The organism is Streptomyces sp. NPDC001851, from assembly GCF_040297165.1.
In the GTDB taxonomy this organism is placed as follows: domain Bacteria; phylum Actinomycetota; class Actinomycetes; order Streptomycetales; family Streptomycetaceae; genus Streptomyces.
On sequence record NZ_JBEOYR010000042.1, the window covers coordinates 13,037 to 34,732 of the forward strand.

20 protein-coding genes and 7 pseudogenes are annotated in these 21,696 nt (G+C 68.0%); 10 read left to right on the forward strand and 17 right to left on the reverse strand.

The window, feature by feature from the left end:
• Positions 1–47: 47 nt before the first annotated feature.
• On the reverse strand, positions 48–983 hold the full coding sequence (locus ABT171_RS38710) for an NADP-dependent oxidoreductase (RefSeq protein WP_351251225.1): 936 nt from the start codon (positions 981–983) through the stop codon (positions 48–50).
• An 87-nt stretch (positions 984–1,070) separates the two neighbouring features.
• Here ABT171_RS38710 and ABT171_RS38715 point away from each other — a divergent pair, with 87 nt between their 5' ends.
• The gene (locus ABT171_RS38715; RefSeq protein WP_351251227.1) at positions 1,071–2,075 is read left to right on the forward strand and encodes a GlxA family transcriptional regulator; all 1,005 of its coding nucleotides are present in this window, start codon (positions 1,071–1,073) and stop codon (positions 2,073–2,075) included.
• Positions 2,076–2,422: 347 nt separating this feature from the next.
• Here the strand turns inward: ABT171_RS38715 and ABT171_RS38720 are convergent, their stop codons facing one another.
• Positions 2,423–2,599: a hypothetical protein gene (locus ABT171_RS38720; protein WP_351251229.1), complete on the reverse strand. Its 177-nt coding sequence runs from the start codon at positions 2,597–2,599 to the stop codon at positions 2,423–2,425.
• A gap of 295 nt (positions 2,600–2,894) precedes the next feature.
• Between ABT171_RS38720 and ABT171_RS38725 the strand changes: the two are divergent.
• Positions 2,895–3,247, forward strand: a pseudogene (locus tag ABT171_RS38725) (NF041680 family putative transposase); the annotation flags it as partial.
• A 274-nt stretch (positions 3,248–3,521) separates the two neighbouring features.
• Here the strand turns inward: ABT171_RS38725 and ABT171_RS38730 are convergent.
• The 5 genes and pseudogenes from ABT171_RS38730 to ABT171_RS38750 form a co-directional block, all read right to left on the reverse strand.
• Complete coding sequence (locus ABT171_RS38730; RefSeq protein WP_503078599.1) at positions 3,522–4,646, reverse strand: type III polyketide synthase; 1,125 nt, start codon at positions 4,644–4,646, stop codon at positions 3,522–3,524.
• 362 nt (positions 4,647–5,008) lie between these two features.
• Positions 5,009–6,232 carry a beta-ketoacyl-[acyl-carrier-protein] synthase family protein gene (locus tag ABT171_RS38735; RefSeq protein ID WP_351251233.1) on the reverse strand — a complete coding sequence of 408 codons (1,224 nt, stop codon included), beginning with the start codon at positions 6,230–6,232 and terminating at the stop codon, positions 5,009–5,011.
• On the reverse strand, positions 6,219–6,503 hold the full coding sequence (locus ABT171_RS38740) for an acyl carrier protein (RefSeq protein WP_351251235.1): 285 nt from the start codon (positions 6,501–6,503) through the stop codon (positions 6,219–6,221). The genes ABT171_RS38735 and ABT171_RS38740 overlap by 14 nt, the downstream gene beginning before the upstream one ends.
• 48 nt (positions 6,504–6,551) lie before the next feature.
• On the reverse strand, positions 6,552–6,824 hold the full coding sequence (locus ABT171_RS38745; protein ID WP_351251237.1) for a ferritin family protein: 273 nt from the start codon (positions 6,822–6,824) through the stop codon (positions 6,552–6,554).
• A gap of 384 nt (positions 6,825–7,208) precedes the next feature.
• A pseudogene (locus tag ABT171_RS38750) lies at positions 7,209–7,565 on the reverse strand (DDE-type integrase/transposase/recombinase); the annotation flags it as partial.
• On the opposite strand from ABT171_RS38750, the pseudogene ABT171_RS38755 reads away from it, so the two are divergent.
• Positions 7,511–8,332 (forward strand): annotated as a pseudogene (locus tag ABT171_RS38755) (IS6 family transposase). The pseudogenes ABT171_RS38750 and ABT171_RS38755 overlap by 55 nt on opposite strands.
• Here the strand turns inward: ABT171_RS38755 and ABT171_RS42055 are convergent.
• Together ABT171_RS42055 and ABT171_RS38765 are read right to left on the reverse strand one after the other, a co-directional pair.
• On the reverse strand, positions 8,321–8,503 hold the full coding sequence (locus ABT171_RS42055) for an acyl-ACP desaturase (RefSeq protein WP_503078601.1): 183 nt from the start codon (positions 8,501–8,503) through the stop codon (positions 8,321–8,323). The pseudogene ABT171_RS38755 and the gene ABT171_RS42055 overlap by 12 nt on opposite strands.
• Positions 8,504–8,777: 274 nt before the next feature.
• A complete protein-coding gene (locus ABT171_RS38765) occupies positions 8,778–9,086 on the reverse strand; it encodes a hypothetical protein (protein WP_351251241.1) in 309 nt (102 codons plus the stop codon).
• Positions 9,087–9,899: 813 nt separating this feature from the next.
• On the opposite strand from ABT171_RS38765, the gene ABT171_RS38770 reads away from it, so the two are divergent.
• The gene (locus ABT171_RS38770; protein ID WP_351251243.1) at positions 9,900–10,154 is read left to right on the forward strand and encodes a hypothetical protein; all 255 of its coding nucleotides are present in this window, start codon (positions 9,900–9,902) and stop codon (positions 10,152–10,154) included.
• 195 nt (positions 10,155–10,349) lie between these two features.
• Here ABT171_RS38770 and ABT171_RS38775 read toward each other — a convergent pair.
• Positions 10,350–10,655: pseudogene (locus tag ABT171_RS38775) on the reverse strand (transposase); the annotation flags it as partial.
• Positions 10,656–11,007: 352 nt separating this feature from the next.
• On the opposite strand from ABT171_RS38775, the gene ABT171_RS38780 reads away from it, so the two are divergent.
• Positions 11,008–11,748 (forward strand): class I SAM-dependent methyltransferase, encoded by a 741-nt coding sequence (locus ABT171_RS38780; RefSeq protein ID WP_351251244.1) that lies wholly within the window; start codon positions 11,008–11,010, stop codon positions 11,746–11,748.
• A 64-nt stretch (positions 11,749–11,812) separates the two neighbouring features.
• Here the strand turns inward: ABT171_RS38780 and ABT171_RS38785 are convergent.
• Positions 11,813–12,445 (reverse strand): annotated as a pseudogene (locus ABT171_RS38785) (IS5 family transposase); the annotation flags it as partial.
• Between the two features lie 15 nt (positions 12,446–12,460).
• Between ABT171_RS38785 and ABT171_RS38790 the strand changes: the two are divergent.
• Positions 12,461–13,129, forward strand: coding sequence for a cysteine hydrolase family protein (locus ABT171_RS38790; RefSeq protein WP_351251246.1), 669 nt, complete (start codon positions 12,461–12,463; stop codon positions 13,127–13,129).
• A 204-nt stretch (positions 13,130–13,333) separates the two neighbouring features.
• Here ABT171_RS38790 and ABT171_RS38795 read toward each other — a convergent pair.
• Positions 13,334–13,744, reverse strand: a pseudogene (locus ABT171_RS38795) (IS701 family transposase); the annotation flags it as partial.
• Positions 13,745–14,149: 405 nt separating this feature from the next.
• Between ABT171_RS38795 and ABT171_RS38800 the strand changes: the two are divergent.
• On the forward strand, positions 14,150–15,001 hold the full coding sequence (locus tag ABT171_RS38800; protein WP_351251248.1) for a methyltransferase domain-containing protein: 852 nt from the start codon (positions 14,150–14,152) through the stop codon (positions 14,999–15,001).
• 14 nt (positions 15,002–15,015) lie between these two features.
• Positions 15,016–15,933, forward strand: a complete 918-nt coding sequence (locus ABT171_RS38805) for an IS5 family transposase (protein ID WP_503078600.1) — start codon at positions 15,016–15,018, stop codon at positions 15,931–15,933.
• 101 nt (positions 15,934–16,034) lie between these two features.
• Here ABT171_RS38805 and ABT171_RS38810 read toward each other — a convergent pair whose 3' ends face one another.
• Positions 16,035–16,622 (reverse strand): TetR/AcrR family transcriptional regulator, encoded by a 588-nt coding sequence (locus ABT171_RS38810; RefSeq protein ID WP_351251252.1) that lies wholly within the window; start codon positions 16,620–16,622, stop codon positions 16,035–16,037.
• A gap of 73 nt (positions 16,623–16,695) precedes the next feature.
• Between ABT171_RS38810 and ABT171_RS38815 the strand changes: the two genes are divergently transcribed.
• Positions 16,696–17,526: a class I SAM-dependent methyltransferase gene (locus tag ABT171_RS38815; RefSeq protein ID WP_351251254.1), complete on the forward strand. Its 831-nt coding sequence runs from the start codon at positions 16,696–16,698 to the stop codon at positions 17,524–17,526.
• A 204-nt stretch (positions 17,527–17,730) separates the two neighbouring features.
• On the opposite strand, the pseudogene ABT171_RS38820 reads toward ABT171_RS38815, so the two are convergent.
• From ABT171_RS38820 to ABT171_RS38835, 4 genes and pseudogenes are all read right to left on the reverse strand, one after another.
• Positions 17,731–18,718: pseudogene (locus ABT171_RS38820) on the reverse strand (IS481 family transposase).
• A gap of 9 nt (positions 18,719–18,727) precedes the next feature.
• Entirely contained in the window at positions 18,728–19,744 is a 1,017-nt protein-coding gene (locus tag ABT171_RS38825; RefSeq protein WP_351251256.1) for an NADPH:quinone oxidoreductase family protein, read from the reverse strand.
• Between the two features lie 46 nt (positions 19,745–19,790).
• The gene (locus ABT171_RS38830) at positions 19,791–20,156 is read right to left on the reverse strand and encodes a MerR family transcriptional regulator (protein WP_351251258.1); all 366 of its coding nucleotides are present in this window, start codon (positions 20,154–20,156) and stop codon (positions 19,791–19,793) included.
• A gap of 674 nt (positions 20,157–20,830) precedes the next feature.
• Positions 20,831–20,980: a hypothetical protein gene (locus tag ABT171_RS38835; protein WP_351251260.1), complete on the reverse strand. Its 150-nt coding sequence runs from the start codon at positions 20,978–20,980 to the stop codon at positions 20,831–20,833.
• 229 nt (positions 20,981–21,209) lie between these two features.
• On the opposite strand from ABT171_RS38835, the gene ABT171_RS38840 reads away from it, so the two are divergent.
• Positions 21,210–21,488 (forward strand): DUF6233 domain-containing protein, encoded by a 279-nt coding sequence (locus ABT171_RS38840; protein WP_351251262.1) that lies wholly within the window; start codon positions 21,210–21,212, stop codon positions 21,486–21,488.
• Positions 21,489–21,696: the final 208 nt, after the last annotated feature.

The window sequence follows — 21,696 nt, forward strand, 5'->3', positions numbered from 1 at the left end:
CGGGCACCCTCTACGAACGAGACTTGGCCAGACCTTAAGGATCAAGCTCACTCGGCGACGGTGAGCACCATCTTGCCCGTCGTGCGCCGGGTCTCGCCCCGACGATGAGCCTCGGCGGCCTGCGCCAGCGGCAGGACGCTGGCGATCTCGGCGCGCAGCCGTCCCTGTTCGATCAGCGCGGCGACGGCCCGCAGGCCGGTCCGGTCGGCTTCGACGGTCAGCTCGGCGACGCGGACGCCCCGTTGCTTCGCCACCGGTTCGAAGTCCTGGTCCCGCGGGAACACGATGGCGACGAGCGTGCCGCCGCGGCGCATGGTGCGCAGGGAGCGGACGCAGTAGTCGCCGCCGACGCCATCCAGGACGAAGTCGATGTCGCTCACGGCCTCGGCGAAGTCCACTGTGTGGTAGTCGATCACCTCGTCGGCGCCGAGACCGCGCACGAAGCCGTGCTTGGCCGCGCTGGCCGTGCCGATGACGTACGCGCCGAGGGCCTTCGCGACCTGGACCGCGACGTGGCCGGTGCCGCCGGCGGCGGCGTGGATCAGCACCCGCTGACCGGGCTGGACGTCGGCGGTGTCGACCAGGGCCTGCCACGCGGTGAGGCCGGCCACCGGCAGCGCTGCGGCGTGCACGTGGTCGATCGTCGTCGGCTTCCGGACGAAGTTCCGGGCCGGCGCCACGGCGTATTCGGCGTAGCCGCCGGCGCCGCGGGGGTAGTCGAGCATGCCGAAGACCTCGTCCGCGGGCTGGTGCAGCGTGACGCCGCGGCCGACGGCCTCGACCACGCCGGACACGTCCCAGCCGACGACGAACGGCGGAGCGCCGAGGTAGAGGCCGGTCCTGCGGTGCCGCCAGTCGGTGTCATTGACGCCGGCGGCGTGGACCCGGACGAGGACCTCGTTGGGGCCCGGAACCGGGCGGTCGAGCTCGACGGGCGTCAGGACGTCGGGCTCCCCGAGGGTGTGCTGGCTCATGGCGCGCATCAGTGTGCTCCTTCATGCTGGCTGGTGCCCGGGCGGGCGGGACGTGACCAAGCCTGCTGCCTGCGCCGGCGCCGCAACATTGGCTAGATGGCCAACGTGTGCAAGGATCTGGCCATGGCCGTGCACCGCGTCGTCGTCCTGGCGCTCCCCCGCGTCTATCCCTTCGAGCTCGGCATTCCCGCTCGGGTCTTCCGCGCGGCGCGCGGCTCGGACGGCGAGCGCCTCTACGAAGTGGCCACCTGCTCGCTGGACGGCGGACCGGTCAGCACCGCCGAGGACTTCGACCTCGTGGTCGCCCACGGCGCCGAGGCGCTGGCCGCCGCGGACACCGTGGTGGTCGCGCCGTTCCAGTGGGATCCCGAGGACGCCGCGGCCGACTCCGTGCTCGAACCGCTGGCCGCGGCGCTGCGGACGCTGCGGCCGAGCACGCGGGTCGTGTCGCTCTGCACGGCCGCGGTCCCGCTGGCCGCGGCCGGATTCCTCGACGGCCGTCCGGCGACGACGCACTGGCAGGAGGCTCAGCGCTGCCAGGAGCTGTTCCCGGCGGTGAAGTGGGACGCGGACGTGCTGTTCGTGGACGACGGTGACGTGCTGACCTCCGCGGGGGTCGCGGCGGGTGTCGACCTGTGCCTGCACATCGTCCGGCAGGACCACGGGAGCGCGGTCGCCAACGGTGCCGCGCGCTACTGCGTGGTGCCGCCCTGGCGCGAGGGCGGGCAGGCGCAGTTCATCGAGCGGGCGGTGCCGGCCGACCCCTCGGCCGCGACCGCGGCCACCCGGGCCTGGGCCATGGCGCGGCTCGACCAGCCGATCGCGTTGGCGGAACTGGCCGGCCACGCCCGGATGAGCGTGCGGACCTTCAGCCGCAGGTTCCGCCAGGAAGTCGGGATGACGCCGGTCGACTGGCTGATCCGGCAGCGCGTGGACCTGGCCCGGCACCTGCTGGAGGCCACTGACCTGCCGATCGACCACATCGCCGAACGCGCCGGGTTCGGCACGGCCGCCTCACTGCGCCAGCACGTGCGCGCCGCGATCGGCGTCTCGCCGAACGCCTACCGCCGGACGTTCCGGGCTTCCAAGACGACGGCGTGACGCGGCCTGATGTCGGCGCGGGTGCGGGTCGATGAGCTACGCATGGAGGCGGACCGGGTTCTGGGCGAACTGGCGGAAGCAGAGGGGGTATTGGAGCGGCGGGCCATTGCCCGTGCGGAGTCGGCCGAGGCCCTGGCTGCGCCGGAGCCGGATGCCGCGGAACGGCCGTGTCCCGTGCCGGTTCCGGCGGTGGTGAGGGTCCCGGTCGCGGCGGTGTGTGTCTTCGGTTGGCCGGTGCCCTTGCCACCCGCTTCGGCGGATTGGGCGCCGGCCGCCTTCTTTGACCGCGGCTGGCCGCCTGCCCCTGCAGCGTAGGTGCCCCGCCGACGGGGGACAGCGGGGCAGGATCAAGTCTCGCAGCCCGAGCCCCGCCCCGGACGGGATTCGCCGCACTGGTTCTTCCCGATGACCGAGTCCATGCGCTCCTTCAGCCGTTCTCCTGCTGGCCGAGGATGCTGGCGAGCCGGGCGCACCTCTTCCTCGGCGAGGACATCCCGGTCGATGTAGCCGTCGACAGCCTCCATCACCAGACGCTTGAGTTCGGCCGGATGGGCAGGTCCGGCTATTGGAACTTGCGGAGTAGAAACCGCGCCATGGTGATCGGTGACGCCTCAGTGCCGGGCTCCCGCCTAGAGGATCAGCGTGTCTGGCGGGTAGGCCCAGGATTCGCACCATGGCGATCATGGCCTCGGCGTGGTCGAACGGTCCGGTATGGCCGACCTCCTGGTAACCCCACGATTCGTACAGTGCCTGCACTTTCGGGTGAGCGCGGTCGACCAGGAGGCTGGCGCGTTGCTCCACCCTGCCCGCGAGCAGTACACCCTCGGCTGGACCGCACCCCGCTTTCGCGACCCCGCCTCGGCCGACCTGTGGACCTGGCTGATCATCGCTGTCCCCACCCAGCTCCGCCTGGCCCGCCCGCTCGCCGAACCTGCGCCGCCCCTGGGAACGCCCCGCCAGGCCCGAACACATGTCCCCAGCCCGCGTCCGGCGGGGGCTTCGCAACATCCACCGGAAGGCGGGCCGTCCCGCAGCCGCACCGAAACCGAGCAGGCCCGGCCCCGGACGCCCATCCGGCAGCCGCAACAAGCACCGCGCATCCGTCCAACACGTCGGCAAGACCGTCAAACGAGCACGAGACGATCAAGGAACACGAGCAGCAGCCTGGTTAAACGTCAAGCTAAGAATGTGAGGTGGTCCGGGAGGACCGGGTGTGGCTGATCGTGTGTTGCCGTTGATGGCTCGGAAGGAATGGCCGCCCGGTTCTCCGGGACGCTCCGGCCGCTGATTGAGAACTGCGGTCATCGCTGGTTAGGGACCTGTCGGCGGGGTGTTCTTCGGGCCATGGAAGTGCTGGTCACGGTGGAACGGAGCGGTGGGGTTGAGCACGCGGCAGGCGCGGATATGGGTCGGCCTCGTTGTCCTTCCGTGACGTGGAGGAGCGGCCTACCAGTGAAGCAGGACCTGCTCGATGGCGAAGCCCGGGCCCATAGCGATGACGAGGCCGGGGGTTCCTGGGGGTGGGGGCGTCTTGAACGCTGTGTGCAGGACGTCCAGGACAGAGACAGATGAGAGGTTGCCCCGAGCCGCAAGGGACTGGCGGGTGAGTGTCAGCGCTTCTGGGGGCAGGCCAAGGGCTCGTTCGACCGCGGTGAGGACCTTGGGCCCGCCACCGTGCACGATCCAGCTGCTGATCTGGCTGGGGATCAGGGAGTGGCGGCCGAGGAAGTCGTGGACGGCCTTGGGAATGTATTCCTCGGTGAGTACCGGTACTTCGGGGGCGAGGAGGATCTTGAAGCCGAAGGAACCGATCTCCCAGCCGAGGGTGTCTTCGGTGTCCGGGACTAGCCAGCTGTGGGTGTCCGTCAGCTCGGGGCCAGCCAGTGTGCCGGGCCGGTGCGGGCCGACCGCCACGACTGCGGCTGCGCCGTCCCCGAAGAGACCGCCGGCGACGACGTTGGCCATTGAGGTGTCCTTTTGCCGATATACCAGCGAACATAGCTCGACCGCCAGCAGGACGGCCACGTGGCCGGGATGGGCGCGCAGGTAGTCGTGGAGGCGGGCAAGTCCCGCGGCTCCTCCGGCGCATCCGCTGCCGAACAGCGGGATGCGTTTGATGTCCTGCCGCAGTCCCATGCGATGGGCCAGCCGGGCTTCCAGTGACGGTACGGCGAGACCCGTGACGGTGGTGCTGAACAGGGCGTCGACCTCTTGCGGATCCATGCCTGCCGTGTGCAGGGCTTCGGTCAATGCCTGCTGGCCCAGTTCGAGGGCGGTGTCGAGCCACACGCGGTTGGTTTCGGTGAAGTCGTTGCGCCCGGTGAGTTCGAGGAGCTCGTCCAGGGGCAAGGAGAAGTGACGGGCGGTTACTCCGGCGTTGGACTGGACCTTCTGGGCCAGGTAAGTCCGTGCTGCGGATTTCGTCGGCATTCGGGCTGTCAGTGCGGCGGTGAGCTGTGACTGGGGATAGCGGTGGGGAGGGAAGACGATGTGGAGCGCGGCCACCCGGGGTCCGCGCGTGCCTTGGTTCCGGGTACGTGTTGGTGTCGTCTGCGTCATGCGCTCAACCATTGTCTTTCTCCGCGGACGCGGTCATCGGTAGTGAGGTTCGGGCATTAACGGGCATCCACCAGTTGGCGGGTCCCAGGGCCGCCAACACGGCGGGTATCAGTACGCCGCACCAGCACGGCGTCCACGAGGGCGCCGAGGGCGACCAAGTCGGGCGACGGCACGGCACCCCCTTGCCGCTGCGCCCGTTCGGCCTCGGCACCTCGGGCGACCGCGTCTCCTGGGCTCAGCCGTGCCAATGCCCCGGCCGCCAACACCCCGGCGGAACCATCGCCAGCGCCGCGCACGCCACGACCAGCCAGGCCCGCCGACGCGCGTCCGCTCGTGCCAACCCCCTAATGTCGTGCCGGGTCGGCCGTCTTGCACTACGCAGCCTCAAACAGCAGAACGGCGTTTTGCCCGCCGAAGCCGAACGAGCAGCTGATTCCCGTGCCCGCGGTCAGGGGACGTGGGCTACCGGCCACGATGTCCAGCTTGGGATCGCCGTTCTGGGCCCCGAAGTTCGCCACCGGAGGAACGCTGGCGTGACGCAGGGCGAGAACGGTGTATGCCGCCTCGATCGCACCGGCTGCCCCGAGGGAGTGACCGATCACGCCCTTGGGAGCGGTGACCGGTGGCGACTGATCGCCGAAGACCCGGGCGAGGGCGGCCGCCTCCAGCGCGTCGTTGGTGGGGGTGGAGGTTCCATGGGCATTGATGTGCCCGATGTCCCCTGGCCGGCACCCCGCATCCTCCAGCGCCGTGGTCATGGCCTGGACGGCACCCCTTCCTTCTGGGTGCGGAGCGATGGGATGGTGGGCGTCGGCGCTGGCTCCGTAACCGCGCAGCAGGGCCTGGACGGGCGCACCACGGGAACGGGCAACGGCCAGGGGCTCGAGGACAAGTACGGCGGCCCCTTCTCCGAGGACGAATCCGTCGCGTGCGGTGTCGAACGGCCGACTGGCGAGGCCAGGCTGGTCTCGACGCCTGGACAGGGCCCTCATCCGTGCGAAACAGGCGGCGGTCATCCGGGAACGGGCGGACTCGGTGCCGCCCGCCAGCACGATGTCGCACGTTCCCGACCGCAGAAGATCCCGTGCAACACCGATCGCGGTCGCGCCCGATGCGCAGGCAGTGGAGACGGTGAAGTTCGGCCCGCGTGCCCCCAGATCGATCGCGACCTCACCGGCCGCCATGTTGGGGTTGCTGCGCGGCACGGTGAGCGGGGAGACCCGGCTAGGATGGCCCGTTGCGAGGTGCTGGAAGGCGCTCTCGTAGCTTTTCAGGCTGGTTCCCCCGATGCCCAGGACGACTCCGACCCGCTCAGCCCGCCAACCGTGCGTGTCGAGAGCCGCATCGCAGACCGCGCGCCGGGCGGCCGCCAGGGCGAATTGGATGAAATCGTCCAAACGCCGGGTGAGCCGGCCAAGTTCTGCTTCGGCGTCGAAGCTGGTGACCTGGCAGGAGAAGTCGACAGGCAGTCCTTCCAGGACAGGATCGGCGGCTGCCGTCGAGCGGCCCGCGCAGAGGGCGGCCCAGTTGGCCTCCGGAGTAAGTCCCGCAGGGGTAACAAGGCCGAGCCCGGTGACCGCGATCTCAGTTCCCAGCATGGAAACCCCGCGCCGCTTGGCCGAGCGTCGCGGACGGGGAGAGATCCAGGGTCTCCTCGGAAAGAATGATCCCGAACTCCTCCTCCGCTGCGGCGACGAGTTCCATCAAAGACAGGGAGTCCATCCCGAGGTCATCGAATGTCGTGGTGGCGCTGAGCTCGTCCGGACAGACGGGCACCTTCAGGTGCTTGGTCAGCAGGGTGACAAGGGGTTCGGGCAGCGCGTGCTGCTCCGGCGACAGCTCCACCGGCGGTTCGATTGGATGCGTCATGCAGTGCCTCCTGTTCTGTTCTCGCGGCAGGCGGACAGCCTGTTCACGTCATCGATGCATCGCGCTGGCGCTCATACGGGCGTAGACATCGCGCGCGCGGGCCGCCTGCGTCCGCAGTTGCTCCGCATACAGGCCGATCCGCTCTTGTGCCTGCTGCCCGGCCGGGCCGAGTCCGGCCATCGCCAGCACGTCGAGCGCCCGTAGCAGCGGCATGACTACGTGCTCGTAATGGATGCCCAGATTGAAGATGCCCGCCGCTGCGACGCGCGCGGCCCGCGCCCGGAAGCCGGCGATGCCCGTGCCGGGCAGCGGCCATCCCACCCACCAACGGGACCAATACACCAGCCAGCACCGCGATACGCGAACACGTACCAGAGCTTCTCTTCATCCCGCTCCTCCCACGTCTTTGGGCCGGGCGCCACCGGACAGCGATGAATCAGCCGGAACACGCCCACCCAGGCTGAGGACATAGTGGGGGAGCTCTGGCTAGCCGGAAAGGGAGTGAGGCGGTGTGTAAGAGGGGCGCGTTGCGCACGGCAGGCTTGCTGTGGCACCGCGGGCGGGGGTTGTCAAGTTGCTTATGCAGTCAGCGAGTTGTGGCATGCCGGTAGTGCTGGCGGTGCCTGTTCAGGCGGTCGTGGCCATGAGTGTGGTGCCGGTGATCTGGTGCCGGATGGTGAAGCGGTTGGTCATCTCGGTGCGTTAGTCAGGGGCGGTCATCAGGTGGCGACGGTAACGGAAGTGCGGTGAGATCCGGGACAAGGAGGCGAGGAATCTCTGGGCGGTGCCGACACGGCGGAAGCCCTTCATTCCGCGCTCGAGCTCTCGCGTGGGGATATGAGAGTTTTCCGCCCGGTTGTTCAGATACTTCGAGCTGCGGTGCTCGACCGACGGCATCGCCTCCCGGTGGGCGGCACCGTATGAACGGAGCTTGTCCGTCACGATCACCCGGGGCACGGTCTCGGTGTCCTTGAGGGGTGCTGTTACGTTGGCGGTGTTGCCATGAGATGATCTTCGGGTTGTCCGTTCCGGGAGGGCCCGTTCATGGACGCGATGCTGCACCGTCGTACAGGGGTCACCGGTTCCCGGTGGAGGTCATCTCCCACTGCGTGTAGCTGTACTTCCGCTTCCCGCTGTCCTGCCGCGAGGTCGGGGAGCTGATGCTCGTCGAGCGCGGTGTCGAGGTCTCGTACGAGACCGTCCGCCGGTGGTGCGCCAAGTTCGGGCAGGAGTACGCGAACCGGCTGCGCCGGCGCCGCCCGCGGCCGGGCGACAAATGGCACATGGACGAGGTCTTCATCAAGATCAACGGGAAGCTCCACTACCTGTGGCGCGCCGTGGACCAGGACGGGAACATCCTCGGCATCCTCGTGACCGCCAAGCGGGACGCCAGGGCCGCGAAGAAGTTCTTCCGCCGCCTGCTGAAGGATCTGGAGTATGTGCCGCGGGTGATCGTGACGGACAGGCTCCGCTCCTACGGTGCCGCCCACCGTGAGGTCATGCGCTCGGTGGAGCACCGTAGTTCAAAATACTTGAACAATCGTGCGGAGATCAGTCATCAGCCCACGAGGCAACGGGAACGGGCTATGCGGCGTTTCCGGTCCGTCAGCGGTGCGCAGAGATTCCTGTCCGCCTTCTCCGGCATCTCACCCCACTTCCGGCCACGCCGTCACCAGCTCACCGCCCGCACCTGCCGAGCCGAGATGACCGAACGCTTCACCGTCTGGACCCAGGTCACCGGACGCCCCTCGACCGCCCGACAGCGGCTACCCGGCAGGACACACGACGCCCTGACATACTGTCAGGCCACTCCGAGCTCAACAACGTGACAGCACCCGCATGAGACATGCGTGGCGATCCCCCTCCGCCGTCCACCGGTGCACCCAAGCGCCCCAGGCCTCGTCCCTGCCGAAGCGGGCCGCGATCTCGAAGTGATAACTGGGCAGATAGTCCTTGGTGAGCAAGTTGACAAGGAGGGCGCCCTGCACCGCCTGCGGCAGCGCCGACTACTGCGCACTCCACCCCGTATCGTCCAGCGGGCCGTCGAAGTCCCGTACTCCGCTCCACGGCACGTACTGATGGGGGAACCACTCACGGGCCACCGCCAGATGCCGGTCGAGCAGACACCCCACCGACGGCTCCAAGTCCCGCAAGGCACCTGCTGTCGCGCCGCTCACATGCACCATCTCTTCATTGCCGCGCGCCCCGGCTCCGCCGACGCGCGAGACGGGCGAAGACCGGCGCCCCTGTTACCGACCGGTTGACCCAGACGACTCAGGGCGCTGTCACGACGACCACTTCTGAACCAGTGCCGCCAGAAACACTGCTACCGGTCAGGCAGGCTGAGGTCTGGTTTGCCAGCCGGACAGGCAGAATATTGATGGCGGCACCCGCGTAGTGCCCATTGATGATGGTGCCCTCGGCATGTCCGACAATGTGGCCTTCCACGCGTTCGGCAGTGAACGTGTTCACGTTGAACGCGCTGGTGGTGCCGTCCGACCACTTGAGCGTGCCATGGTGGTTCGCATCGGTGACGGCGCCCTGGCACTGAGTCACAAAGGTGCCGTCGACCTGGGAGGACACCAGTAGCCTAGTAGGGGCATCGGCACAGGGCACAGGCGGCACAAATGTCGTATCGCTGTGCACAGTGACCGTCTGCGCGCTCTGGGTGATGGGCGGACTGTAGCTGGAGCTAGCAGTTCCCAAGCCGGCGAGGATGTGAGTCGGCATATGTGATGCCCCTTTGCCTGTCGTCACTTGTCACGGAACGCCTGCCCTGTCCAAGCAGGGCGGGACGGTGAGAAGACACCTCCACACCAAGCGAAACTTGCCCCCTGGCCCCTTCAGGTCTCCTCACAGGAGGGGCGGAACTCGTCCGCATACATAGCGAATCCCCACCGTCCCCTCCGGGGCACACATACGACGGAGGGGCGCACGAAGCAGACTTGGGGCGTACGCCATCGGGGTAAACTGGCGACCTCACGTAATCGGGAGTCGCGTATTCCTCAGCTGCTGAGTGCGCATGGTGACCGTGAGTGGTCACCAGGGGAGTAGTGAGCCAGGTTCCTCCAGCCTCGGCGGCGAGTTGGGCGGTGGTGTCGTCGTGGTAGCCGAGCATTCGGGCGACCACCGGAGCAGGGGCCTGGAGGACGAGGTGGCGGATCGCCGCGGTGCGTCCTCTCTGGGTCGGGAAGGCCAGGTGACGGAGCGGAGTTCCAGAGTTTCCGGGGTCATCGGCTGTCCCGCCCGGCGGACGGGGAAAGGCCATCGGGTGTCCGGATTGGTCGCAGTCATGGTGTTCGGCCGCTGCCCCAGGTAGGCCAGCAGCATCCCGGCGAAGGGGGCCGGAACAGGCGACGGCGGGTCGCCGAGCCGGACCAGGACCTCGCCGGCCTCGTGCAGGACGTCGTCGGTGCCGAGCCGGGCAACCCGAGTGAGCGGCTGTGCATAAAGAAGGACGAGCAGGGCGGCAACGCGGTCCTGGAGCGGCACGTCGTCGTCGTTGACGAATTGTCGCAGCAGCGCGAGCCGCTGGTGCTGGGCGAGCGGGGCGGGATTGCTTGTGGAGCGGTGCGGGACGGCGGCCTTCGTCATGTGTTTGGACCGCATCGCCCACCGCAGGAAGGCGTGGTGAGGCGCCGGGCGGTGTAGCCGCCGGCGTACCAAGCATCGACATCGGCCTGTGTGCAGTCGGCAAGAGACCATCCACGTTCAGCGAGATGATCGAGGAACGGGGTCGCGAGGTGGATCTCGTTGCGGGCCTGCTGGACCTGCTTGCCAGTGAGCGGGCTGCGGCCGGACAGGGTGTTGAGAGGGCGTTTGAAGTAGGCAGATTGCTCTTGATGCCTAATAAGTTCCTCGCCAGGTGGGGGTGGTCTCGTCCGTTATGCGCCTGGTGAGGTTGTCGATCGAAGCGATGTGGATCACGGCTTCGGAGCTGGCGGTGAGGGTCTCGTGGTCGCGGGCCAGACGGCGGTGCATCATGATCCAGCCGATACTCCGCTCGACCACCCAGCGCCTTCTTACGACGTGAAACCCACGGGTGTCCGGGTTTCTGTTGACGACTTCGACATCGATTCCGAGGCGGGCACCGTGCTCGACGACGGCGTTCTTGAAGCCGGTGTCGACCCAACTCTTTGAGATGGTCGGGTACTTCTCCCATAGACGGCGCCATGGTTCGGGAAGTCGTGCGGGAGGTGTTTCCAGGGGATTCCCGTGCGGTTCCCATAGAGGATCGTTGAAGACGTCGCCGCATCGCCCCTTCCCCGGAGGAGATCGAACTTGCCCGCACTCCCGCCGGCGGCTGGACCCGGGAGCAGCTCGCCGGCTGGGGCGTCCCCTGGCCTCCGCCCAAGGGCTGGAAGGAGCACCTCATCACCCGGTGGAAAACCGAGTAGGGCTCGTCCGGCGGATCACGGGCCGAGCCAGGGCCGGACCGAGGCGAGGGCTGGCCAGTGCCCTAATGGTGTTGACCACCCCCGGCAGGCAGTGCTGGAGTCGGCAGGTGGGCAGCATCCCCGCCAACCGGCGGCTCTGGAACCAGATCAGCAGCGCCTACCAGCACGAGCACGACCCGCAAATTGGCGCCGCACCCCGGCTGTGGGGCATGTACTCCATCCCCGACGCGCACCTGCACGCCCTGGGCGACGTCACTGGCAAGCGCATCCTCGAACTCGGCTGCGGCGCCGGTCAGTGGTCCAGGGCGCTCGCCGCCGAGGGCGCCACCGTGGTCGGGCTCGACCTGTCCGAAGCCCAACTCGCCGCAGCGGCCCGCGCGATGGGAGCGGCCCGCTACCCGCTAGTGCAAGGCGCCGCCGAACAACTTCCCTTCGCCGCCGACAGCTTCGACCTGGTGTTCTGCGACTTCGGTGGGCTCAGCTGGGCGCCCCCGCACCTGGCCGTCTCGCAGGCCGCACGCGTCTTGTGCCGAGGCGGGCGCCTGGTGTTCAACGTCGCCAGCCCATGGTTCGAAGCTTGCTACGACGAAGCCGCCAGCCGCGTGACCACGACGCTGCAGAAGGACTACTTCGGGCTGAACACCATCGCCGAAGACGAAGGGGCGACCAGCTATCAGCTCACCTACGGCGACTGGGTCAAGGTCCTGCGCGGCGCGGGTCTCATCATCGACGACCTCATCGAGCCGCGGCCCGAACTTGGAAGACCCAACGGCTACAACGAAACCGACCCACCCGACTGGGCACACCGCTGGCCGGCGGAACTGCTCTGGGTGACCCACAAACCGTAGGTTCCGCCGCGCCGAGACGTGAAGGCATCCCCTCGCCGGGCAGGCCTAAAACCTGTCTGGCTGATCATGGGCGGAGCCAGAGCTGGATCGAGGCGAGGGTGACGGTCCCGTGGAAGGCGTAGGCGCGTTTGTCGAAGCGTGTGGCCACGGCCCGGAAGTTCTTCAACGCGTTGATCGTCCGCTCCACTTCGTTCCTGCGCTTGTAGATCGTCCTGTCGAAGCCGGCCGGCCGTCCGCCCCTGCTGCCGCGTCTTTTGCGGTGGGCGCGCTGATCTCGGGGCTCGGGAATGGTGTGCTTGATCTGGCGACGTCGCAGGTAGGGCGATTGCGCCGGGAGGAATACGCCTTATCGCCGCCCAAGTGGTCGGGCCGGGTGCGCGGATGCCCGCCACCCGGACTGTGGACACGGATGCGTTTCATGACCGGGATGAGCTGCGGAGCGTCGCCCCACTGGCCCGGCGTGATCAGCAGCGCCAGCGGGCGGCGTCCACCTTCACCGCCAGGTGGATCTTGTAGGTCAGACCGCCCCGGGAGCGTCCGAGTCCCTCGTCTGGGCGGTGGTGCCGGGGCGTGCTTCTTTTCCCGACACCCTCGGAGGTCTCCTGCGCGCTCCCGCCGCATGCTGATGCCTCCGGCAGGACGTGGAGTCCACGCTCACCATCGACCAATCGATACGGCCCTCGGCATCAGCGTCGGCCACACCGAAGAATGGGTGACCACGCGAGCGCGTGACGCCTACGAGCGTGGCCGGGCATCGTTCGACGCGCGGCCCGAACGGACAGCCCTGCTGGTCATCGACATGCAGGACGAGTTCCTCCGGCCCGGCTGGAGTCCCTACTGGGTGCCCGCGGCCACCCGGATGGCGCCACGGCTGCAGCAACTGGTCGAAGACTGCCGGGGCGCCTCGGTCCCGGTGATCTGGACCATCTTCGACGACACCCATCTCGGTCCGGACCGACCGCACGCCCTGCAGTTCCTCCCGCACGCCGACACCGAGTGGCGCCGACCAGGCCCTGCCGAGGTGTGGGCCCCGATGGGCCGCCGCCCCGACGAGGCCGTGATCCGCAAGCCCTCCTACGGGGCGTTCTACGACACCCCGCTCGACACAATGCTGCGCAACCTCGGCCGCGACACGGTCATCGTCACAGGAACGCTCACCAACTACTGCTGTGGCACCACGGCCCGGCAGGCATACGAACGCGGCTACAAGGTCGTCTTCGGATCCGACGTCACGGCCACCGACGACGAGTCCCGGCACGAACCCGAGCTCGCCGTCCTGCGCAAGGGCTTCGCACTCGTGCTGACCGCCGAAGAGATCACCAACCGACTGACTGCAGCCACCCCGGCATCACAGGACGAGGAGCGGGCGAACGTTGCCTGATGCGGCACTAGTACTGCAACGGTGCTTGCGGTGACTGATGGCCAGCTCAGGGGTTGTGTCCGCGCCGTTTGTAGTGACTGGTGCGGGCTTGGTGCTGTCGCCGCCGGCGCCAGGTGGACCAGTGCAGGATGTGCTCTAGGGGTGCTGGCCGGCGGTTGGTGAGGCGAGTGATCAGGCGTCTGATCTCGGCGAGGCTGAGGTGGATCAGCGGGGAGGATCCGTTTCTGCTTTCCCGGCATCCAACGCGCGGGCTCGCAGGACGGTCAGGCAGGCGTGGGCGGCCATGGCGAGGGTCATGTGGCGGTGCCAGCCGGGGTAGCGGCGAACCTGGTAGTCGTCCAGGCCGCATTCCTGCTTCGCGCTCTGGAAGCATTCTTCGATGGCCCATCGGCTGCCCGCGATGAGGGTCAGGTCATCCAGCGTGGTCTCGACGGGGCAGTAGGCGATGTAGTAGGAGACCTCTTGCGGGCGGGCGACGCTGCGGCGGGCGATGACCCAGTGGCGGCGGTCGGGCCGGTGCCAGGGCCGCACCTCGACGCGGGCCCAGTCGTAGATCCGCAGGCCGTGAGCCCCGTTGCCGCAGGAACGGCGCTTCCATTTCTGCCGGGCAGGGCCGTTCCTGCGGCAACGGTGCACGAACCGCTCATACACAGTGTCCAGTTCACGCGCCCGCAGCCTGACATCAGCAAGGTCCCCACCCACAACCCCCCCAACGACCGACCTGGCCAACAGCCACGACAAGCACCGTTGCAGTACTAGGTCGTGTCTCCCAACTCCCGTAAGAGAATGAGGGGCTTCGACGATAGTCGTAGACTGATGACGTGGCATTCATGAGCACCCCGCACTGCTGCTTCCTGTGATCGGACGGCGCTGAGGGCGATGCCGGACGGCGTCGCCCTCCTTGGTGTGCCTGCCACGTGAATCACGTTCCCGACGCTGCCCGTTCCTTTCTGAGGCAGTGACGGTCCGAGCGCGCGTGCAGGCACGGTCCCTTTCCTTCATCTTTGCCAGGAGTGCCTCGTGCCTGTGTCGCTTCCGCCTGCCCTCGAACTGTCCCTGGACCTGCTGTGCTGCCCGACGTGCCGCACGCGCCCCCTGCAGCCCGACCGCGGTGCACTGCGCTGTCCGGTGGGCCACACCTTCGACATCGCCCGCCACGGCTACGCCGGCCTGCTGACGGGCGCCCGCGCCACCAGCGGCGACGACGCAGCCATGGTCCAGGCCCGGGACCGATTCCTGTCCACCGGCGCCTACGCACCCATCCGTAAAATGGGGGCCCGCCTGGCGGCTAGCGCCGTGTCTGGACAGGCCACGGTTGTGGATGTGGGGTGCGGCACGGGCTACTACCTGGCCGGCGTACTCGACCAGCTGCCCGGCGCCCGCGGCCTGGGCCTGGACACATCGGTGCGCGCGCTGCGCTCGGCAGCCCGAGCCCACGACCGAGCCGCAGCGGTGGCCTGGGACGTCTTCCGTCCTCTCCCGCTGGCCGACGGGGTGGCCGATGTCGTGCTGGACGTGTTCGCCCCGCGCAACCCGGCCGAGTTCCACCGCGTGCTGCGCCCGACCGGCCGGCTGATCGTGGTCCGTCCCACCAGGCGGCACCTGGCCGAGCTGCGCGGCCAGGTGCCTGCGATGGTCACGATCGACCCGGCCAAGGAACAGCGCCTGCACCGGGCGCTGGACCCCTTCTTCGAGGCCGCCGTCACCGAACAGGTGGATTACCCCGCGACCTTGACCAGGATGGATGCCCTGGATCTGGTAGCGATGACGCCGAGCGCACGCCATGTGAGCCGTGCAGACCTGACCGATGACGGCTTCCTGCCCGATCGGGTCACCGTCTCCGTGCTGGCCACCGCCTACCAGCCTCGGTGAGCACGAGCAGGCGCATGCGCCTGCTGGCCGACGAGCAGTGGGCACGCCTGGCGCCCTGCCTTCCCCGCAACGCCGGGAAGACAGGGCGTCCGTTCGCCGACCACCGTCGCATCACCGAAGGGATCATCTACCGGTACCGAACCGGAATTCCCTGGCGAGATCTGCCCCGCCAAGAGTTCGGTCCCTGGCAGACTGTATGGAAGCGCCATCGCAGATGGGCGGCTGACGGCACCTGGGACACGGTTCTGGCGCAGTTCACCGCCCAGGCGGACTCGATCGACGGAATCGACCGGGCGGTCTCGGTCGACTCGACAATCAACCGGGCCCAGCAGCACGCCACGAACACGACCCGTCCGGAGAAGGACACTGGCGCTGCCACCTGCCGCAGCAAGAGCGAAGCTCCTGCAACCGGGGGTGAGCCAGCCGGCCACGCGATAGGTCGATCCCGCGGGGGCCTGACAACCAAGATCCATCACGCCGTAGACGGCGATGGCCGCCCGCTGGCCGTCGTAATCACTCCGGGTCAGGTCCACGACGCGCAGGTCCTCTCCCTCTTGCTGGGCGACATCCGGGTCCCGCGACTCGGCCGTGGCAGGCCGCGCACCGCACCGGACGCTCGGCTCGCAGATAAGGCGGACTCCTCCCAGCAGATCCGCGCAGAACTCGCGGCCCGTGGCATCCGCACTGTGATTCCCGAGCGCGCCGATCAGCAGGCCAACCGAAGGAAAAAGGGGAGCAGCGGCGGACGACCCCGCGCTCTGGACACTCAGCCCTACAAGCGCAGGAACGTCGTGGAACGATCTTTCAGCCTGCTCAAGCAGTGGCGGGGCCTGGCCACCCGCTACGACAAACTCGCGATCGTCTATCGCTCTGCAGCCGTGCTGGCTGGCTGCGGTAATCGCCCGGCTACGAAGGTGAGAGACACGGCCTAGCAACCATCCGGGTCGCGTTGGCAGCACCTGCGGTCGGTGCAGTCCCGGGGCTTCTCTCTTGGACGCAGTGCAATCCTCCGTCACCTGACTGGTGCGCCGACCTACGACTGGGGTGGTCGCAAGGCGCCGGCGATGACGGTGGTCACCATCTTGCGGACGGCGGCGGTCTGCGGTGGGGCGCTAGTCCGGTCGGCGAACAGCAGGTGCCCGGCCCCGACGAGGGTGGGGGCGAGTATGTCGATGTCGGCGTCACCGGCCAGGCGCCCCAACTCCCGCTCGGCGGTGAGGTATGCGGCGATCATGGCGGTGCCTTGCATGGCCAGTGGGATGCCGGTCAGACCGGCCTCACGCAGCCGGGCGCGGAGGCCGTCGCGGAAGGTGATGAGCGCGACGATTGCCACCGTGACGGGCCCGAACAGATCCTGCAGGGCGTCGGCGAGGTTGTCCGCCACGCTCCCGGTGCCGGCGGCGGCACGCAGAGTCGTGGATTGGTCCTCGATGCCGCGGACGCGGTCGAGGACCAGTTCCGCCAGGAAAGCGTCGAAGTCGGTGAAGTGCCGGTGCAGCACACCCTTGGCACAGTTCGCCTCCTCCGTGACCGCTCGGCTGGTCAACGCGTCGGGCCCGTCCCGGAACAGGACGCGCTCGGCGGCTTCGAACAACTGACCGCGCACGTTATGGATGTGCACCCCTGACGGCATTGTCTCCCTTTCCGCGCCGCCCCGCCTTAACAAGTGGGCAACCGCCCATTAGTGTGGGCGCATGCCCACTTTATCGCAGGGACAGCCGGACAAGTCCGGACCCGAACCCCACCGCCACCGGCAGACGGCCGAGTCGTTCGGCGTGGACGCCGAACGCTACGACCGTGCCCGACCGCCTTATCCCCAGGCCCTGGTGGACAGGATCGTCGCGGCAAGCCCCGGTTGGCACGTACTCGACGTCGGAGCCGGGACCGGCATCGAGGCCCGGCAATTCCAGGCGGCAGGCTGCACGGTGCTCGGAATCGAGCCCGACGAGCGGATGGCTGCCTTTGCGCGACGCAGCGGTGTCGAGGTCGAGGTCGCCAGGTTCGAGGACTGGCAGCCGGCCGGGAGGCAGTTCGACGCGGTCATCGCCGGCACCGCCTGGCACTGGGTGGACCCCGTCCTCGGCGCGGCCAAGGTGGCCCAGGTGCTGCGGCCCGGCGGCCGACTCGCTCCCTTCCACCACGTCCCCCAGTTCCCGGCCGAGGTGATCGACGCCCTCGCCGAAGCACTGCAACGGGTCGCCCCCGATTCCCCGTTCAACCCCGGCCTGCTGAGAAGATCGGCCATGGACGCCTACCAGCCACTGTTCGCGAAAATCGCCGACGGGATCCGCCAGACCGGCAGCTTCAGCGAGCCGGAACAGTGGCGCTACACGTGGGAGCGCACCTACTCCCGAGAGGAGTGGCTCGACCAACTCCCCACCTTCGGCGGCCTCACCCAACTCCCCGCAGACAAACTGGCGGAGGTCCTGGACAGCGCCGGGACCGCGATCGACAAGCTCGGCGGCCACGCCACCATGCCCTACACATCCGTCGTCATCACCTCGACCCGCTCCAACACGGCCTGACCACCGCAAACGTCGGGCGTCGCCGGGCACGAGCAGACTGCTGGAGCTCGGCGACGCCCCCGGGGAAGCGGGGCAGGCTATCCGGCTCCGTGCACCGGACCTCAGTCCAACGGTCCGTCCCGGCGAGCCACACGGTTACTGAAGATCAACCGATCGGACCACTCTGACGCAACATGGAATCCGGAGTTCCAGCAGGGCTCACTGCTAACCGCATGAGGCCAGGACGTTGGTCATGCCTGCACGTAGTCGCTGGGCTGGCGGTTGGCCTCCAGTTGCACCGTGGGGTCGGTGGTAGTCGTAGTGGATGGGCGTCTCGGCGTTGATCCTCCGAAGCCCAACGGCGGGCGTAGAGGAACTCTTCGGCGATGATTCGGTTATAGCGCTCCACCTTGCCGTTGCCGCGAGGGGTGTACGGCGTGATGCGCTGGTGCCGCGCCCCGAGCACGGCCCGGGCGAATGTGCCGGCGCGGTAGCAGGCGCCGTTGTAGGTGACGATGCGTTCGATGGGGGCGATGCCGTGGGCTGCGAACCAGGCCCTGGCTCGGTGCAGGAACGCGATGGCGGTGACGGCCTTCTCGTCGGGTAACGCTTCGGTGTAGGCAAGTCGGCTGAAGCCGTCGACGGCGGAATTGCAGGTAGATGTAGGCGCCGCGTGCGCCCTTGTTCTTGCGTCGTTCGACGGCCTTGTCCTGGTGGCTTCCCCATCCATGGACTCGCAGCCACCACCGTCCGGGATCCGGCCGGCCTTCTTCACCTTGATGTGGATCATATGTCCCGGACGGCGAGCGCTAATCTTGCGTGCTTCCCGGTTGAGGTCGCCGCTGGGATCGATGAGCTGGCGCCGGTTCAGGCCGAGGGCGAGCAGATGCCGCGACACGGTGCGGCGACTGAGCGAGATCCCTTCGGCCTGGAGCTCACATGCGGTCCGGGAGGCGGACCACTTCGCGGCACGGCGGAGTGCCTCAATCCTGGCGACGACGTCAGAGCTCGTCGCCGTTGGCTGGCGCCGAGATGTGGAGGAACGGTCCAGCAGCCCGAGTTCACCGTGCTGACGGTAGCGGTTGACCCCTTTCGACGCGCAGGCACGGGAGATCCCCCTCTCGGCTGCCACGTGGGCGATCGGGCGGTGCCGGCAACGCTGCACGAGCCGAAGTCGTCCCTCGGGGGACAGCGGAGCATTGCGGTGGAGCACAGGGCGTTCCTAGCGCCAGGGGTCGAGGGCCAGCTTGCCCCGGGTCTGGCCCGCTTCGAGTTGCTGGAGCACCGCCGGTCCTTCGGCCAGGGGATACACGTGGGGGGTGCCGGGCTGGTAGACGCCGTGGGCGATGAGAGCCTCGATCTCGGCGAGCAACGACTGGTAGAGGGACGGGGCCGCGACCGCCAGCACACCGATGTGCAGGCCCTTGATCTGAACCTGGTGGTTGAAGACCAGGTCGTGCGTGGTCAAAGTGGCGTCACCGGAAGCGGCTCCGAACACGACGATGCGTCCGGTGAAGGGCTTGGCAACCGACAGGCTGGTCTCGAACGTGGCCTGGCCCACCGATTCCAGGACCAGGTCGACCCCGCCGGTCAAGCGGGTGATCTCCTCAGCCAGATCGGAACGTCGACTGTCCAGCACCTCGTCGGCGCCGAAGGCTTTGACGGTGTCGTGCTTCTGCGGTGAGGCCGTGGCGATCACCCGCGCACCGTAGTGGCGGGCGAGGTGAACGGCAGCCTGCCCGACGCCGCCGGCCGCGGCGTGAACGAGCACCACCTCACCCGTCTTGATCTCGCCCAACGGCTTCAGTGCCGCCAACGCGGTGGCCCAGTTCAGCACCAGACCGAGAGCCTGGGCATCGTTCCAGCCGGACGGCACGGGAAGCACACCCGTGGTCGGCATCGTCATGTACTGCGCGAAGGCGCCCGGTCCGGCTCCGACGACATGGGTGCCGAGCGGCAGCGGCTTCTCGACGTCCGGGCCGACCCCCACGATCTCACCGGCCGCCTCAAAGCCCGCCACGTAGGGTGCCTGCGGACCTCCTCCGTAGGTGCCATGGCTCTGCATGACATCGGCGAAGTTGACCCCGGCCGCACCGACGCGGATCAGGTACTCGCCGGGCCCCGGGGCAGGGCGGCGGTGATTCGTCGTGAGAGTCAGGTCCTTCGGCCCACGGTGCGAGTGCTGGACCAGTGCTCGCACGGTCTGCTCGGCGGCGTTCTGCTGCTCGTTGATCTCCATGAACCGACCGTAGGAACCTCACACTTGTGTCAAGGTCAAGCGGTCGTCAGGGATCAGTACGGCGGGCCTCTCTCAGGTAGGCGTCGAGTGCCGCCTGCTGATCGCTGAGAACGGCAATGCGAGCAGCGAGCCGATCGCGATAGCCCTGCACCTCGTGCAGGAACTCCGCACACACCACCCCGGTGCCGGAATCGGATCCGTCAGCGAGGCTGGGCAGGACTTCCCTGATCAACCGCACCGGCAGCCCGGACTCCAGCAGCGAACGGATGACGAGCACCCGATCGATCGTGGACTGGCAGTAGTCACGGAAACCATTGCTGAAACGACCCGGGACGATCAAGCCCTCGTCCTCGTAGTGCCGCAACGACCGCGCACTCACACCGCTGACTCGGGAAGCCTCACTGATCTTCATACCTGCAGCCAACGTCCAGGAGCACCGCGATCTTCCAGCACTCGCTGTGACGAGTTGAAGACCAGCTCTGGCGTCAACAACCTCATGTCCCCTGGGTCTCACTCTCCCGGCAACCTCTCACGTCGGCCGGCGTGCGACCCCTACCGCGACGTGCCCGCGCAGAGCGTCCACGTGGTCGAGAAGGTAGCGCACTACACCTGGAAATGCGGTGATGACGGCGACTGCGGAGATGGGCGAAGCCGTAAGCGGACACGATCGGGCTCCTTCGTTCCGTTCGTCCCAGGGCGGAGCGACGACCAGAACGTAGCCGGGAGCTAGCGAAGAGGGCGATTACCTCGTAAGTAATTGCCGCCGTCAGCCTTGGTCATCGGTGCCTCACCTGCCAGCCGCCCCCTGCGGCAAGGCCGGCGGGTGACTCCCGACGTCACGAACACCGACTTCACGGCTGTCGGGGTGCCTCCCACTCTCATCGACAAACGACGTCGCAACTTGCGTACCCAGCCAGACCTCGTCGTAGGGGCAGGAGCGCACCAGCGCGGCGAGGTCCGTGTACGCCTTCTTGTCGAGGTCGGCCGTGACCAGCGGCCCGGCACAGACACTGCTCGCGGGCGCTTCGAATGTGGCGCTCAAGGCCGGCCCGGAAGTTAAGGCCCTGGCGTCTTCCCGGTGGGCGTCTACAGGCCGCTTCGCTTGGCGGGGAACCACTCCGACGTGGCAACGACCGTCGCCGGGTGCGCCGGGTCGACCAGCTGGACCGGCTTCTGCAGCCGGTACTGCTCCCCACGGGCCGGGAACTGCGGGCTTCCTCCATCGCGACCACTCACAAAACTACGGTGCTCCATCCCACTAGACCGATAGCATGTCCGACGACTTGCCGTCCGACCTGAAGCGGCTGCGCACTTTGCGGGTGTGGCACGCGATGTGGCTGGGCCGCATCGACCGCAAGATCGGACTGCTTCCAAGCGGCAGGCAGAGCAGGACCACGGCCGACGGGCGAAGCCCAAGCCGCCCCAGTAGGTCGTCGAACTCGGCATCGGTGTCGGCCGGCCACCGGTGCAGGTCCACCGGGGCACCTGCTACATGGCAGGCAAACGACGCCGACCCGTCGAGCGGGAGGAAGCCCGCCGTCTCCTGGCCGACGGCACCAGCGCCTGCACTCACTGCCGGCCCGACGCAGGTCTCGGCATCATCGACTTAAGACAAGGATTGGCCCGGACAGCGTGCGCTGTCCGGGCCGATCCGAAACAGTGTGATCGTGAAGGGCGGTCGCCTACGCGGCGAAACACTCTGCGGGGCTTCAGCCAAACGATCGTCCCCGCAGGCAATAGATGAGGCCTTTGGGACACTGTCCCCCTTCACCATCACGGCCTGGACAACGACACAGGCCCCGGCGAACATTTGTCGACGGTCACGTAATTCCCCAGGCGGCCGTAGCCTCCGCCGGATCCCGCTCGATGGATCATGCGTGGTCCGCGTCCTGCCGTGAATCCACCTGTATCCGAATCCGGTTGCCGCTTCGTGGCCGGTTGCACATTCTGCT

Coding starts and splice junctions, on each gene's coding strand:
- ABT171_RS38710 (WP_351251225.1), bottom strand. CDS start 983: ATGCGCGCCATGAGCCAGCACACCCTCGGGGAGCCCGACGTCCTGACG.
- ABT171_RS38715 (WP_351251227.1), top strand. CDS start 1,071: ATGGCCAACGTGTGCAAGGATCTGGCCATGGCCGTGCACCGCGTCGTC.
- ABT171_RS38720 (WP_351251229.1), bottom strand. CDS start 2,599: ATGGAGGCTGTCGACGGCTACATCGACCGGGATGTCCTCGCCGAGGAA.
- ABT171_RS38730 (WP_503078599.1), bottom strand. CDS start 4,646: ATGGTTGAGCGCATGACGCAGACGACACCAACACGTACCCGGAACCAA.
- ABT171_RS38735 (WP_351251233.1), bottom strand. CDS start 6,232: ATGCTGGGAACTGAGATCGCGGTCACCGGGCTCGGCCTTGTTACCCCT.
- ABT171_RS38740 (WP_351251235.1), bottom strand. CDS start 6,503: ATGACGCATCCAATCGAACCGCCGGTGGAGCTGTCGCCGGAGCAGCAC.
- ABT171_RS38805 (WP_503078600.1), top strand. CDS start 15,016: ATGCGCCTGCTGGCCGACGAGCAGTGGGCACGCCTGGCGCCCTGCCTT.
- ABT171_RS38815 (WP_351251254.1), top strand. CDS start 16,696: ATGCCCACTTTATCGCAGGGACAGCCGGACAAGTCCGGACCCGAACCC.
- ABT171_RS38825 (WP_351251256.1), bottom strand. CDS start 19,744: ATGGAGATCAACGAGCAGCAGAACGCCGCCGAGCAGACCGTGCGAGCA.
- ABT171_RS38830 (WP_351251258.1), bottom strand. CDS start 20,156: ATGAAGATCAGTGAGGCTTCCCGAGTCAGCGGTGTGAGTGCGCGGTCG.